This window comes from Acinetobacter sp. GG23, assembly GCF_057766365.1.
In genome coordinates this window covers 191312-205857 of the sequence record NZ_JBYMDJ010000004.1, presented here as the reverse complement: position 1 = coordinate 205857, position 14546 = coordinate 191312, and the positions used below count along the sequence as shown (strand labels likewise).

The 14546-nt window shown below is 39.6% G+C and carries 10 protein-coding genes; 5 read left to right on the top strand and 5 right to left on the bottom strand.

From position 1 onward, the window contains the following. The first annotated feature begins 67 nt into the window (after window positions 1-67). The 3 genes from AC3CAU_RS09315 to pta all read left to right on the top strand — a co-directional run bounded on the left by AC3CAU_RS09315 (window position 68) and on the right by pta (window position 4209). Window positions 68-469: a hypothetical protein gene (locus tag AC3CAU_RS09315; protein WP_131216458.1), complete on the top strand. Its 402-nt coding sequence runs from the start codon at window positions 68-70 to the stop codon at window positions 467-469. Window positions 470-794: 325 nt separating this feature from the next. Then, on the top strand, window positions 795-2012 hold the full coding sequence (locus AC3CAU_RS09310) for an acetate/propionate family kinase (protein WP_447054033.1): 1218 nt from the start codon (window positions 795-797) through the stop codon (window positions 2010-2012). Window positions 2013-2067: 55 nt separating this feature from the next. After that, window positions 2068-4209, top strand: a complete 2142-nt coding sequence (gene pta, locus AC3CAU_RS09305; protein ID WP_447054032.1) for a phosphate acetyltransferase — start codon at window positions 2068-2070, stop codon at window positions 4207-4209. A gap of 644 nt (window positions 4210-4853) precedes the next feature. Here pta and AC3CAU_RS09300 read toward each other — a convergent pair. Then, window positions 4854-5465 (bottom strand): class I SAM-dependent methyltransferase, encoded by a 612-nt coding sequence (locus AC3CAU_RS09300; protein ID WP_447054031.1) that lies wholly within the window; start codon window positions 5463-5465, stop codon window positions 4854-4856. Between the two features lie 567 nt (window positions 5466-6032). Here AC3CAU_RS09300 and AC3CAU_RS09295 point away from each other — a divergent pair. Beyond that, complete coding sequence (locus tag AC3CAU_RS09295; RefSeq protein ID WP_131216467.1) at window positions 6033-7559, top strand: fumarate hydratase; 1527 nt, start codon at window positions 6033-6035, stop codon at window positions 7557-7559. A 111-nt stretch (window positions 7560-7670) separates the two neighbouring features. Here the strand turns inward: AC3CAU_RS09295 and AC3CAU_RS09290 are convergent, their stop codons facing one another. The 4 genes from AC3CAU_RS09290 to tig form a co-directional block, all read right to left on the bottom strand. Beyond that, window positions 7671-8384, bottom strand: a complete 714-nt coding sequence (locus AC3CAU_RS09290; protein ID WP_131216468.1) for a DUF2846 domain-containing protein — start codon at window positions 8382-8384, stop codon at window positions 7671-7673. Window positions 8385-8588: 204 nt separating this feature from the next. Further along, window positions 8589-9899, bottom strand: coding sequence for an ATP-dependent protease ATP-binding subunit ClpX (gene clpX, locus AC3CAU_RS09285; RefSeq protein WP_131216470.1), 1311 nt, complete (start codon window positions 9897-9899; stop codon window positions 8589-8591). A 27-nt stretch (window positions 9900-9926) separates the two neighbouring features. Then, a complete protein-coding gene (clpP, locus tag AC3CAU_RS09280; protein WP_067866498.1) occupies window positions 9927-10532 on the bottom strand; it encodes an ATP-dependent Clp endopeptidase proteolytic subunit ClpP in 606 nt (201 codons plus the stop codon). Window positions 10533-10725: 193 nt separating this feature from the next. Next, the gene (gene tig, locus AC3CAU_RS09275) at window positions 10726-12060 is read right to left on the bottom strand and encodes a trigger factor (RefSeq protein WP_131216472.1); all 1335 of its coding nucleotides are present in this window, start codon (window positions 12058-12060) and stop codon (window positions 10726-10728) included. A 280-nt stretch (window positions 12061-12340) separates the two neighbouring features. Between tig and AC3CAU_RS09270 the strand changes: the two genes are divergently transcribed. Beyond that, window positions 12341-14545 (top strand): TonB-dependent receptor domain-containing protein, encoded by a 2205-nt coding sequence (locus AC3CAU_RS09270; protein ID WP_447054030.1) that lies wholly within the window; start codon window positions 12341-12343, stop codon window positions 14543-14545. Window position 14546: the final 1 nt, after the last annotated feature.

Here is a 14546-nt window from a genome sequence, read left to right as displayed (position 1 = left end):
AGCCACTACAATATCTCTAAGCTAAATTTCACAAGATGATAAAAATAACCATAAAAGGGAATATGCAATGTTTTATTATTTAATGATCTGTACATTCGTATTGGCATTACTGGTCTCTTTTGCCGTAATGAAAATTTTTTCTCACTCTATCAATCAAATTCTGGCGCGAATAATTAACGATCCCATTCATGAAGCATGGGCAAAATACACCAAATTTGCCGGCATGGTCGTGGGCACATCTTCCGGTATTCGTATTTACGATATGGAAAAATATATCACGCCACTCACCTATACCGATAATGACAAAAAAATTGTCATTGAACTGACCCGTGAAAGATGGGTACTCGAGATTTATCGGACCATTATTGAAACACTACAGGGCTTGGCCTGGATGATGCTGGTTTTTTTCATGGTTGCACTGATTGCTTATGTGATCGTGCGCTGGTCAGAAATAAAATATCGAAAATAATATTAAAACAACATGATTTGATGCTCAAAATAAATCACTCATGCTATGGTTATAATTCATACAAGCCACATACTAGGATTGAGTACTATTTTATTAATATAGGATTGAGTACTATTTTATTAATAAATGAAATCTATCAAACGATAAATTTTAATTATTATTATGCAGCAGGTCGATAATGCTTAAGTCTAATCTGCTAAAGTCTATCTAGGAGCAATAAAAAACCCATGATAAAACATTCATACTGATCAAGATTGCATCACAACAACATTGCATCGTGATCAATAAGGGATAATTATTTCAATTAGAATTCGGGTATATAAACGTGACTACATCAGTATTAGTGATTAACTGCGGATCTTCTTCTATCAAATATGCTTTAGTTTCTGAGCACCGTGAAGATCGTATCTTTGGTTTGGCAGAGAATCTAGGTTCTGCTGATGCACGCATTAAAGGCATCACTGTTGGCGGTGAGCGACTCGAACTTTCTATTCCCTATGCCGATCATGAAAAAGCACTGGAAACCATTTTAGAACGCTTATCACAATATAATCCTCAAGCCATTGGCCACCGTGTAGTACATGGCGGTACCTTGACTAAAGCAGAATTACTCACTAAAGAAATCGTAGAACGTATTCGTGAAGCTACACCGCTTGCACCCTTACATAATCCTGCACATTTAGTCGGTATTGACGCAACCATGCGTTTGTTTCCACAGTTACCACAAGTCGCGGTATTTGATACAGCCTTCCACCAAACTATGCCGGAACATGCTTTTCGTTATGCCTTGCCAAAATTCTTATATACCGAGCACAATGTCCGCCGTTACGGTTTCCATGGCACCAGTCATGCCTATGTATCTGAACGCGGTTCAGAACTGGCAGGCAGCTTTAAACAAGGTGGCTGGTTAACGGCTCACCTCGGCAATGGTAGCTCGACTTGTGCCATTTGGAATGGCCAAAGTGTGGATACTTCTATGGGTCTGACACCATTAGAAGGCGTGGTTATGGGTACCCGTAGTGGGGATGTTGACCCAAGCATTCATAGCTTTCTGGCAAGCAACTTGGGTTGGGATATTTATAAAATCGATAAAATGCTGAACAATCAAAGTGGTTTGCTGGGTCTTTCGAATCTTTCGAATGATATGCGTACCCTGATTGAAGCCTCTGAACAGGGCAATGAAGATGCAAGCATTGCGATTGAAGTATTCTGCTACCGTTTAGCTAAATCACTTGCAGCCTTAAGCTGTGGCTTGCCGCGTATTAACGGTCTGTTCTTCACAGGTGGTATCGGGGAAAATTCTGCCTATATCCGTGAAAAAACATTGGCCTACCTCCCTCACTTCGGTTTCAACTTAAGCAAAGAACAAAACGATAACTTGAAGCGCGGAACAGAAGGCCGTATAGACGCAGGTATTGGTCCTCAAATTTGGGTTGTTCCTACTGATGAAGAAGGTCGCATTGCACAAGAAACTGAAAATGTTGTGAATGAGGTTAATCAAGCAGCTGCAAAAAAGTTTGAAGCAGATGTTGAGACGGCTTAAGCCATCGCACATTTTATAATGCTCATCACTGAATCCTTTTATTTAGAATCAAGCTATGAAAACAATTTTATTAGTTCCAACTGGGGAAGGCGTAGGATTAACTTCAGCCAGCCTGGGTTTAGTCTATGCCTTGGAATGCCAAGGTGTGAAAGCCGGTTTTCTTAAACCTTTTTCACAAGAAAAAAATCAACCCGTAGATGGTACAACCGCCCTGTATCGTCATTTATCAAATAGTGAAACAGTTGAACCGATTCCTTATACCAAATTGATTCAGCAAATTAATCAAGATGAAAGTGATGAGCTACTCGAAGAAGCAGTACGTCTGCATCGTCAGATTGCCAAGAATCATGATCTGATTATTGTTGAAGGCTTATTCCCGAACAGTCGTGATGCTTTCGCCTCTGAAATGAATGCCACCTTGGCGCAGGCACTCGATGCCAAAGTCATTATTGTCAGCAATGCCGATATTAATACGCCGGAATTGAGTGCGGAAAAAGTCGAAAATCAGTTACGCTATTTTGGCGGTGCATCTTCTACCCGTATGGCCGGCATCTTGTTTATGCGTACCAAAGGCTTGCATGAAGATTCTGCTCAGGTTCCGGTCACATTTGATCCCTGTTTACGCCTGATTGGTGAGACTGAAAAATTTGTTAGAGCAATTCAAAAAACTCATGCCCATCTTGGTTCTGAAAAACTTCCAGTGATTGGCTTAGTGCCCTTCAGTGATACTTTAAGTGTGCCACGAATTTCCGATCTGGCTGCGCATATTTCAGCAGAATGGATTAACCGGGGTGAAGCCACGCAGCGCCGAGTATTACATAGCAGCCTGATTGCTTCGAATATTGAACATGAACTGAATAAATTTGTGGCCGGTGAACTGATTATTAGTGCCTCTGACCGTATTGATGTTTTACTGGCAAGTAGCCTCGCTAGCAGCAACGGCATTCCACTAGCCGGCTTGGTGTTAACTGAACACCATGAGCCAAATGCTTCAGTTTTAGCTTTCTGCCAGACTGCTATTAAAAATGGCTTACCGATTCTGCACACACCGCTCAGCACCTTTGAGACTGCACAGAGCCTTTCCAATTTAAGCAATGAAATTCCAGTCGATGATACTGAACGCGCCGAGCAAGTCAGCCGTTTCGTATCCAGCCATCTGAATGCAGACTGGATTGCCCTACTGCTCAATGGTTCTTACAAGCCTCGTTTATCGCCGTCTGCGTTTCGTCATGAGTTGGTTCAAAAATCCATTACAGCAAAAAAACGGATTGTTTTACCGGAAGGTGACGAACCTCGGACCATTCAGGCAGCTGCAATTTGCCAATCACGTGGAATTGCCAATTGCATTCTATTGGCGAAACCGGAAGCGGTAATTGAAGTGGCTAAAGCACGAAATATCGAATTGCCGCATGATCTTGAAATTATCGATCCTGACTTAATTCGTGAAAACTATGTGCCGAAAATGGTGGAATTGCGTAAAGGTAAAATTAACGAATTACAAGCACGTGAACAACTGCAAGATACCGTTGTACTCGGCACCATGATGCTTGCCCTCGATCAAGTCGATGGATTGGTATCAGGTGCAGTACACACCACCGCCAATACAGTTCGCCCTGCATTCCAACTGATTAAGACTGCACCGGATTATTCACTGGTATCTTCGGTATTCTTTATGTTGTTACCTGATGAGGTCTATGTATATGGCGACTGCGCAATCAATCCTGACCCGGATGCTGAACAGCTGGCTGAAATTGCCATTCAATCGGCAGATTCAGCAAAAGCTTTTGGTATTGACCCACGTATAGCCATGATTTCTTATTCAACCGGTACTTCTGGTACCGGTGCAGATGTAGAGAAAGTGGCTGAAGCTACCCGAATTGCTAAAGAGCGTCGTCCTGACTTACTCATTGATGGCCCATTACAATATGATGCAGCTTCGGTTGAAAGTGTGGGACGTTCAAAAGCGCCAGATTCACAAGTTGCTGGTCGTGCCAATGTATTTATTTTCCCTGATTTGAACACAGGCAATACGACTTATAAAGCTGTACAACGCTCGGCAAATGTAGTCAGTGTAGGTCCAATGCTGCAAGGTTTAAATAAACCTGTGAATGACTTGTCACGTGGTGCACTGGTAGATGATATTGTATTTACCATTGCTCTAACTGCAATTCAGGCAGAGCAACAGGCTACTCAATAATCTTAAATCCAAGTTTTCCAAGCCATCTGATTGAAAAATTGGGTGGTTTTTTTTGTGAATTTCTTAGAATGACGATGAGGTTAAATGGAATTAATTTTAGCTGTTTTATTCACCTCTTCTTATTTTAACATGATCTCTTTCTTTCCAAGAAACAACCGCCTACATTTCATTCAAAAGTCTCTGTTCTTTATAAAAACCCAATAATTTTTCAGGACTCCAGTCTTAAACCGCAGAAAAAAGTAAATTAATACTCATTAAATAGTTTATATTTTTAAACCATCTTCTGGATTTAGTTTTTTCCACGCTACCACGTTCATTCAATTTGAAACCAAGTTTAATGAATTGAAAAGAAGAGTATGGTTTTTAATTTTGAGCATCCTGTAGTCACCTGCAATATCCGTTACTACCGCATTATCCTTTAAACTATTATTCCTCCTATAAAAGTCTGACTAGGAGCGTGAATAGATTTACTTATTTTAAGATTTTCTAAAATAAATATAATATAACTTAAATAAATTTAATTAATTTATCATTTAAAATCATTAAGATAGATCAGTGTAAAAAGCCTACCCCCCTCGAATGGGCTTTTTACACTGCTCTGCCATTTTATTTAATCGATTTTATATTCTCTTTAGAATTTTTTATTAAAGTTTTCTGGCCAACCACACCGTATGCCCGGCACAGGCCTGATCTTGAACAACCATTTTCACGACTTCAAAACCATGATCTTTCAATAATTGTCGATATTCATCTTGCGACAAACTGGCATGATACAAAGCATTGCCAAACATATCTCCAATCGCTTCCCCATGGCTTGGCCCACTGCTAAACATCAATGCCGCTCCCAGCTTGGCATGTTTTTGAAAGTTCTGAAACATCGCCCCTTGATCATCAGGAGTCAGATGAAAAAAACTGTCCCACGCCAAAATCGCATTAAATTTTTGATCGAGTTCAACAGTTCGCATGTCTGCTTGAAGCCAGTATTGTTCAGGAAAATTTTGTTGTGCCATTTCAATCATCACATTTGAACTATCGACACCCGTTATTTTATGATCATGCTGAATCAAATAATCTGCTATCGGTTTTCCCGAACCGCAACCTAAATCCAGTATTTTAGAATGTTGAGGAATCAGTGCTAGAAAATGATCGAGCCATGCTTTTTCATACAGAAAATTGCCGCGTAATTCCGTCCATGCACGAGCATGTTTTTTATAGATTTCAATTATATTGTGTGCAAATTCCGAATGATCTTTCATCAGAGAAGTTTTCATATTTTTAAAATAGTATACGCAGATTTAGATCGAAATTTGAAGATTTGAAGTTGTAGGAATTTATTAGAATGAAAAAATTAAAGCAAAAAAAAAGAAGATAGAGCTTAAGCCTGATCTTCTTTTTGACCGTAAATCCATGTCACTGCGATATATAAAGAAAAACCAACAACTGAAACAACTGCAGTAATCATATGCTTGTTACGCTCTAAATTTGATGAGCTTATTATGTAAAATTTTTATGACAAATTTATGACAATGCTGTCATATTTAATATAACTTAAAATAATTGTATTAATTAATAATTTTCAATAAGTTAGGTTATTAAATAGATTTAAATTATTCCAATTTCTGCTTTAAATGACAGATTTCAACTGAACTATGACAGCCTTTTGTCATATTTATGACAGAAATCTCCACAAAAATGACAGTTACCTTGACTTGCTAATTCGCTATTAAACTTTCGGCCAAAAATCATTCAAAACGCCCACAGAACTTGCTTTTTATCTTATAATTTAGCCCGCTAGCTAACAGCCCGCTCAAGAGATATTTGATATGACAACTATTATCAAGCAAGATGACTTGATCACATCGGTGAAAGATGCGCTTCAGTTCATTTCTTACTATCATCCACAAGACTTCATCCAAGCGATGAGCCGTGCCTATGATCGAGAAGAGAACAAAGCCGCAAAAGATGCAATTGCACAAATCTTAATTAACTCTCGTATGTGTGCAGAAGGTCATCGCCCTATCTGTCAAGATACAGGAATTGTTAACGTATTTCTTGAAGTGGGCCTAGACGTTAAATTTGATTTAACCATGAGCCTAGATGACGCGATTAACGAAGGTGTACGTCAGGGTTATCTTGAAAACTCAAACATTCTTCGCGCATCAGTTTTAGCGGACCCTGCTTTTGGTCGTAAAAACACCAAAGACAATACTCCTGCTGTGATCCACTACAAACTCGTACCGGGTGACAAAGTAGACATTACTGTGGCTGCTAAGGGTGGCGGTTCAGAAAACAAATCTAAGCTTGCCATGTTGAACCCATCTGACTCAATCGTGGATTGGGTACTTAAAACTGTTCCAACTATGGGTGCAGGCTGGTGTCCTCCTGGTATGCTCGGTATCGGGATTGGTGGTACTGCCGAAAAAGCCATGATGCTTGCCAAAGAAGCCTTGATGGAAGAAATCAACATGGACGAATTACTTCGTCGTGGTCCACAGAGCAAAATGGAAGAACTCCGTATCGAGATCTTCGAAAAAGTAAATGCTCTAGGTATTGGTGCTCAAGGTCTTGGTGGTTTAACCACTGTTCTTGATATCAAAATCAAAGACTATCCATGTCATGCTGCCGGTAAACCAGTCGGTATGATTCCGAACTGTGCTGCAACGCGTCATGCACATTTCCAGTTAGATGGTTCAGGCATTGCTCATATTCAAGCACCAAAATTGGATGATTATCCTGCTGTAACTTGGGATTCATCGACATCTAAGCGTGTAAACTTAGACACCATTACACAAGAAGAAATGAATTCTTGGCAACCGGGCGATACCTTATTGCTTAACGGTACAATCTATACAGGCCGTGACGCTGCGCACAAACGTATGTGTGAAATGTTAGATAACGGTGAAGAACTTCCAGTCGATCTTAAAGGTAAATTCATTTACTACGTGGGTCCAGTCGATCCGATTGGTGATGAAGTGGTTGGTCCTGCAGGCCCGACAACTGCAACACGTATGGATAAATTCACGCGTCAAGTTCTAGAAGCAACTGGCTTGTATGGCATGATTGGTAAAGCAGACCGTGGTCCGACGGCTATCGAAGCAATTAAAGACAACAAAGCGACATATTTGATGGCTGTAGGTGGCGCTGCTTACCTCGTATCTAAAGCTGTTCGTGAAGCCGAAGTTGTAGCTTTTGCTGACTTGGGTATGGAAGCAATCTACAAATTTGTTGTTGAAGATATGCCAGTATCTGTAGCGGTAGACGTGAATGGTACTTCTATTCACGCGACTGCACCTAAAATCTGGCAAGCTAAAATTGGTAAAATCCCAGTAGTAGATGCTGCTGCAGTTTAATTTTCTAAGCTAAAAAAGCACCCGAATGGGTGCTTTTTTATTTCTATAAACAAGTATTTCTTACTTACCAGAAGATCGCTGGTCTTCAGTTTCAAACTGAGAAATGTGTATTTACCACGTCCTTGGATCCCACGGCTTAAAGGGTGTAGTCAGTTGTACATCTTCCGCAGGGTCATATTTAGCAGGCTTAAGCTTCTGAGCTTTTTTACGTACCTTACCTGTATTTGAATCTTGGGCTACAAAGTTAAAACTTTCCGACTTTAACTGGGTAAATGCGATTTCGTTTAAACCTGCTTTTTCAGATACAAGTATCAATGGTCCAGAAATTTCATGACGAGTGCTTAAATTTTCTTCATCATATTTAATAAAATAAGACTGCCCTGCTTCCACAGTAAAATCTAGATATTTAGGCTTTTGAAAATGCTGTACACCTACAGGCCGGCTGGTCGACAAGCGATACGTTCCTGCAGGCAATTCAATCCAATAATAATGATTATTTAACAAACTCGGAATACGCTCACTGTTAATAAAAAGACTGGATGCCACAATTTCTTGACGATTCCATTTACTATCAGGACGATACATATACACAAGGGCCGCTTGCTCACTTTGGGCTTGTACCGGTTGAAAGCGCTGTCCTACTTTTTGATTGACCCAACCTCCAATAGTAAACATACCAAAACGGTATTGCTCCAATAGACCCGGTTCATGTTCAGTATTTACAGGTTTTAAGGTTGATGTTGCTTGAGCATGTTCAAAAGCAGATTTGCCATGACAACCCATTAAAATAATACTTGCACAGACCGCAATACAGACTCCACGCATGATTTTCCCTCACCGCGTATTTTTTATTTTTGTACTCAATTAAACACTTAATTTTTCGCTAGATGGATCGCGACATTGATCTGAGTTAGTTGATCTTATTTAGACGTCCGCGCCTAGTATTTGAGATTAACATTGCAGTTTATTTTTGGAAATAAAAAACGTGCGAAAACACCAGTTTTCCGCACGTTTCAGACGAATAGCGAATTAAGCAGATTTAGAATTTATAACTTTCAAATCTACTTTAGGCGCAGTTTCAGTCTCTGTTTTAGCTTGACGCTCTGCCTTTAACTCTGGCTTTCCTTCACCACTAATTACCGCATCATTTACAATCACGGTACCAACATCGGTACGGCTTGGTAAATCATACATAGTTTCAAGTAAAGAGTTTTCCAGGATTGAACGCAGACCACGTGCCCCTGTATTATGTTCTAAGGCTTTTTTCGCAATAGCACGCAATGCAGAATCTTCAAACACCAAGTCAACATTTTCCATATCGAATAAATATTGGTATTGGCGTGTTAAGGCATTTTTTGGCTCAGTCAGAATCTGCATAAGCGCTTCTTCATCCAGCTCTTCCAAAGTTGCAATAACTGGTAGACGACCAATGAATTCTGGAATTAAACCAAATTTCACCAAGTCATTTGCTTCTACTTGACGGAATAAATCAGACAATTTTTTACTTTCGTCTTTTTTCTTCACATCTGCTGTGAAACCAATCCCGCCTTTTTCTTGACGTTGTTGTACAATTTTCTCTAAACCTGAAAATGCACCACCACAAATAAACAAGATATTTGAGGTATCAATCTGAATGAACTCTTGTTGCGGATGCTTACGGCCACCTTGGGGTGGTATTGAAGCAACCGTACCTTCAATCATTTTTAATAATGCTTGCTGAACACCTTCACCCGATACATCACGGGTAATCGATGGGTTTTCAGACTTGCGGGTAATCTTGTCGATTTCATCGATATAGATAATCCCTTTTTGCGCTTTCTCTACATCGTAATCCGCTTTTTGAAGAAGTTTTTGTACGATATTTTCAACATCTTCACCCACATAACCGGCTTCGGTTAAAGTCGTTGCATCTGCCATGGCAAATGGAACATCGAGAAGACGTGCTAGAGTTTGTGCAAGTAAAGTTTTACCTGAACCTGTTGGTCCAACCAGCAAAATATTACTTTTCGCAAGTTCTACCGCCTCATCAGATTTATGACCTGAATGGGTAACTTTTAAACGTTTGTAGTGGTTATACACTGCAACTGAAAGCGTTTTTTTGGCAACATCTTGACCAATGACATATTGATCTAATGCAGCACGAATTTCATGTGGTTTTGGCAAAGGCTTAGTTGCCCAATCACCCGATTCTACTTGTTGACTGGTCTGGACTAAATCTAAGCATACGTCCACACACTCATTGCAGATGTAAGCGTCTTCACCTGCAATCAGTTTCCCGACTTCAGACTGCGTTTTACCGCAAAATGAACAATGCTTTTGTCCTTGAGGATGTTCGGACATATTTACTCCAATATTAAAATCTGAAAATTATGGACGTTTACTTAACACTTCATCCACGAGACCGTATTCTTTAGCAGCTTGAGCTGTCATAAAGTTGTCACGGTCAGTATCTCTTGCCACAGTTTCATAGTCTTGACCACTATGCTCTGCCATTAAACGGTTTAAACGTTCTTTAATGAATAGAATTTCACGTGCGTGAATTTCAATATCCGATGCTTGACCACGGAAACCACCTAGTGGTTGGTGAATCATGACACGGGCATTTTCCAAGCAATAACGTTTGCCTTTTGCACCTGCATTCAATAAGAACGCACCCATAGATGCTGCCTGACCCATACAGTAAGTTACTACATCCGGTTTGATAAACTGCATGGTGTCATAAATGGCCATACCTGCAGTCACCGAGCCACCTGGTGAATTAATATAAAGGTGTATATCTTTATCTGGGTTCTCTGCTTCTAAAAACAACATCTGCGCAACAATTAAGTTGGCCATGTTGTCTTCAACTTCACCACTCATAAAGATGACACGCTCACGTAAAAGACGTGAAAAAATATCAAAAGAACGCTCGCCACGAGACGATTGCTCTACGACCATTGGTACTAAAGCGCTATTAATTGTTGGAACATACATACGTTATTTATTCCTAAATTTTTTGTTACTCAACTCATATTCACAATATGAGGGATAATTGTCGAAATTGCAAAATATTCCCAATTAAATAACAGATATTTTTTGCATGCGCATTATTAATACAAGGCACGCTCAAGATAAGCTGAATATATAAAAAAAGGCGCATGATGCGCCTTTTTCCGATCAGCTAAGCTTAGCCTTGTTGACGAGCTTGTTGCTCTTTCAACAATTCTTCGTAGCTTACCGCTGTATCAGTTACTTTAGCAGACGCTAAAATGTGATCAACAATTTGATCTTCTAACACAACTGCTTCGATTTGAGCACGTTGCTGTTTGTCATTTTTGAAGTATTCAATCACTTCAGTCGGGTCTTCGTAAGAAGAAGCCATGTCGTCGATGTAAGCTTCAACGCGAGCAGGATCAACTTCAATTTTAGCATCAGCTAAAACTTTGCTGACCAATACACCTAGTTTAACGGCTTTTTCAGCTTGTTCTTTGAACAAGTCATCTGGAAGCATGCTGCTGTCAAATGCTTGCGCGCCTTGAGCACCAAACTGTTGAGTGAATTGTTGAATCATTTGTTGACGTTGACGGTCAATCTCTTGAGCCAACATTGACTCAGGAACTTCAACTTCGTTTGCAGCTACAAGCGCATCAAAAGTTGCCGCTTTAACTTGGTTACGAAGACCATTCTTCACTTCACGATCCATATTTTTGCGAACGTCAGCTTTTAATTTTTCAACGCCTTCTTCTTCAGTTAAACCAAAGATTTTCAAGAATTCAGCATCAATTTCTGGAAGTTTTGATTTTTCAACAAGCTTTACAGTGATTTTGAACTGTGCAGCTTTACCAGCAAGGTTTTCAGCTTGATAGTCTTCAGGGAAAGTTACATCAATAACTTTCTCTTCGCCTTTCTTCATACCAACGATACCGTCTTCGAAGCCGGGAATCATACGACCAGAACCTAAAACAAGTTTAAAGTCTTCAGCAGTACCGCCTTCAAACTTCTCACCGTCAACAGTACCTTCGAAATCGAAAGTTACTTGCATGTCTTTTTTAGCCATGCCTTTGGTTTCAGCCCAAGTTTGACGCTGTTTTTGAAGGTTTTCAATCATTTGGTCAACGTCTTTGTCGTTAACTTCAGTTGTTTTACGTTCAACTTCCAAAGCATCAAAAGCTTTCACTTCAACTTCTGGATAAACTTCTACAGTTGCTTCATAAACAAGAGCATCTTCTTTATTTTCAACTTTATCAATGTTTGGCATGCCAACAGCATTGATTTTTTCTTGCTGAATTGCTTCGAATACTGTGTCACGAATTACATCGTTGACAACTTCTTGATAAATACCCGCGCCATATTCACGACGTACAACATTTAAAGGCACTTTACCTGGACGGAAGCCGTTGATCTTCACAGTTTTAGCAGTGCGTTTTAAACGAGCTTCAAATTGCTCGTTCACACGGCTCGTCGGTACAGATACATTTAAACGACGGGCAACGCCCGAAACCGCTTCAGAAGTTACTTGCATGGCTTCCTCGATATAGAAATAGTAATTGCAATTTTGAAAGTGCCATATTATATGACAACATTGGAAGATATACAAAACAGGATGAGTTAACCACTAATTTTGTGCTGTTCTACAATTAAATTTAAATTTTATGTAAAAAAACCTCCTATCTTTACTTCTTGTCGACACTTTTGTTTGTTTTTTATTGCAAATGATAAGCCTTATCATTAATATTACTGCGTTTGTTTTTATTTATTTTATTTTCAATTATTTATCTCGTCCATCTTTGGAATTCTATTTTATGAGTCAGTTCAACCTTCGTCCGCTTAGTCTTGCTATTCTAGGAATTACGTCTACTTCTATTTTTGCAAATACTGAAACCGCATCTGCTCCCCATCAACTTTCAACAATTGTGGTTTCAGCTACGGGCTATGAACAAAAAATAAAAGATGCGCCTGCTTCTATTACAGTGATTACTGCAGAAGATTTTAAAAATAAAAGAATTAATTCCATTGCAGATGCTTTGGTGGATGTGGAAGGTGTCGACATTAGCCCTACCGCAGGTAAAACTGGCGGGCTAAATATTCGTATTCGTGGTATGGATTCAGAATATACACTCGTTTTAATTGATGGACGCCGTCAAAATAGTACAGGTGATATCGCCCCAAATGGCTTTGGTGAATCCAATAACAGTTTTATACCTCCAATTTCAGCAATTGAACGAATTGAAGTGATTCGTGGACCTGCATCTACGCTTTATGGTTCCGATGCTATTGGTGGTGTAATCAATATTATTACTAAAAAAGTTTCACCTGAATGGACAGGTGCTGTCACCCTAGAAGGGACGCTTAACCCTAATTACTCTGACTTCGGTAATCAACGTGCTGTAGATGCTTTCGTATCTGGTCCTTTAATTCAAAATTTACTGGGTATTCAACTTCGTGGACGTAAAGCTGAACGAGACCAATCACATTTAACTCCAGATGCCAATTCAGATACTGAATTATCTCAAGGTAATAGTCCGACAAAGTCTGATTTGGAAACTATGGGGGTTCGTCTTACTTTGACCCCGACGGATCATCATGATATTTCTGCAGAATATGAACAGACTGAGCAATGGTATGACAACAGTAAAGGACAGCTCGGTACTTTAGGTGCAAATGGGGGCTATAACTCTTCACAAGAATATAATCGTGAAAAAATGATTCTTGCTCATACTTGGCGCAACAGCCTAGGAACACTGGAATCAAGTGTTAGCAACACTCAGACAGAAACAATTGGACGATTAATTCCTTCCCGAGCGCAAGGTGGCTCAACTGTGGTAACCCCGCGTCTTTTAGAAAGTGAAGATACAATTTTTGATACAAAATTTACCACGCAACATTTTGATGGACACAATGTTACGCTGGGCGGTCAATGGTGGGACGCGAGCATTAAAGATGGCTTACGTGTTAATAAAGAAGTTTCATTTGATCAGTTAGGTTTATTTGCAGAAGATACCTGGGCATTAACAGACAGCTTAGCTTTAACTCTGGGATTACGTTTCGACGATAATAGTACCTTTGGTGATTTTTGGACGCCCCGTGCTTATTTAGTCTGGAATACCAATGATAATTGGACACTCAAAGGTGGCTATTCAGAGGGTTACAAAGCACCACGTTTAGAACGCTTAACTAATGGTATTTATAATGTGAGTGGACAGGGTCGTACCCCATTATTTGGTAATCCGGAGTTGAAACCTGAAACCAGTAAAAATTTAGAGTTTGGGACTTATTTTAATAACAATTCTAATTTTGATGCCAATATCACGGCTTTTTACAGCCAGATTGAAGATAAAATTGTAAACGGAAATACCGAATTTAGTTGTAATACAAATACCACTACTACTTCAGACAGTAATTGGTCTAAAGCAGATTGTGAAGCCTATATGGCTTCTGTTGGAACATCTTGGGTTATGGGCTACCATCCAACAAATGGACGACCTGACTCATGGAATGTAGTACGTCCAACTAATGCTGAAAAAGCTGAAGTATATGGGATAGAAACAGGTTTCAACTGGGAATTTGCACCCACTTGGAAGTTGGGTGTTAATTACACATGGACTGAAACTGAAATTAAAGATAGTACTTTAGGTAATCCGCCTCTTAACGATACACCAGAGCATATTGTAAATACCTCTTTAAAATGGCAGGCATCCGATCATCTTAACTTATGGGCACGTGGTGAATATCGTAGTGAAAGAGCGCGCTTTACTTCTACTTACGACAATTTAACTGCTGAGAATCAAAAGGTTTATAATGATTTAGGCGATTTTAAAGGCTATGCATTATTACATCTTGGATCTAATTTTAATGTGAATGACAATTGGGATATTGGTGTTGCCTTATATAATGTATTCGACAAAAATTTTACTGACTACGAGTTAGTCGACGGAAGTTATTACAATCGTTATAGCAATACTCAAGAAGGTCGCCGCGTCCAATTGAGCACCACCTTTAAATTCTAAT

Bases quoted from the DNA above. Each gene is read 5' to 3' on its own strand.
- AC3CAU_RS09315 (WP_131216458.1), top strand. From the start codon at position 68: ATGTTTTATTATTTAATGATCTGTACATTCGTATTGGCATTACTGGTC.
- AC3CAU_RS09300 (WP_447054031.1), bottom strand. From the start codon at position 5,465: ATGAAAGATCATTCGGAATTTGCACACAATATAATTGAAATCTATAAA.
- AC3CAU_RS09290 (WP_131216468.1), bottom strand. From the start codon at position 8,384: ATGCGTGGAGTCTGTATTGCGGTCTGTGCAAGTATTATTTTAATGGGT.
- AC3CAU_RS09270 (WP_447054030.1), top strand. From the start codon at position 12,341: ATGAGTCAGTTCAACCTTCGTCCGCTTAGTCTTGCTATTCTAGGAATT.
- clpX (WP_131216470.1), bottom strand. From the start codon at position 9,899: ATGTCCGAACATCCTCAAGGACAAAAGCATTGTTCATTTTGCGGTAAA.
- clpP (WP_067866498.1), bottom strand. From the start codon at position 10,532: ATGTATGTTCCAACAATTAATAGCGCTTTAGTACCAATGGTCGTAGAG.
- pta (WP_447054032.1), top strand. From the start codon at position 2,068: ATGAAAACAATTTTATTAGTTCCAACTGGGGAAGGCGTAGGATTAACT.
- tig (WP_131216472.1), bottom strand. From the start codon at position 12,060: ATGCAAGTAACTTCTGAAGCGGTTTCGGGCGTTGCCCGTCGTTTAAAT.
- AC3CAU_RS09295 (WP_131216467.1), top strand. From the start codon at position 6,033: ATGACAACTATTATCAAGCAAGATGACTTGATCACATCGGTGAAAGAT.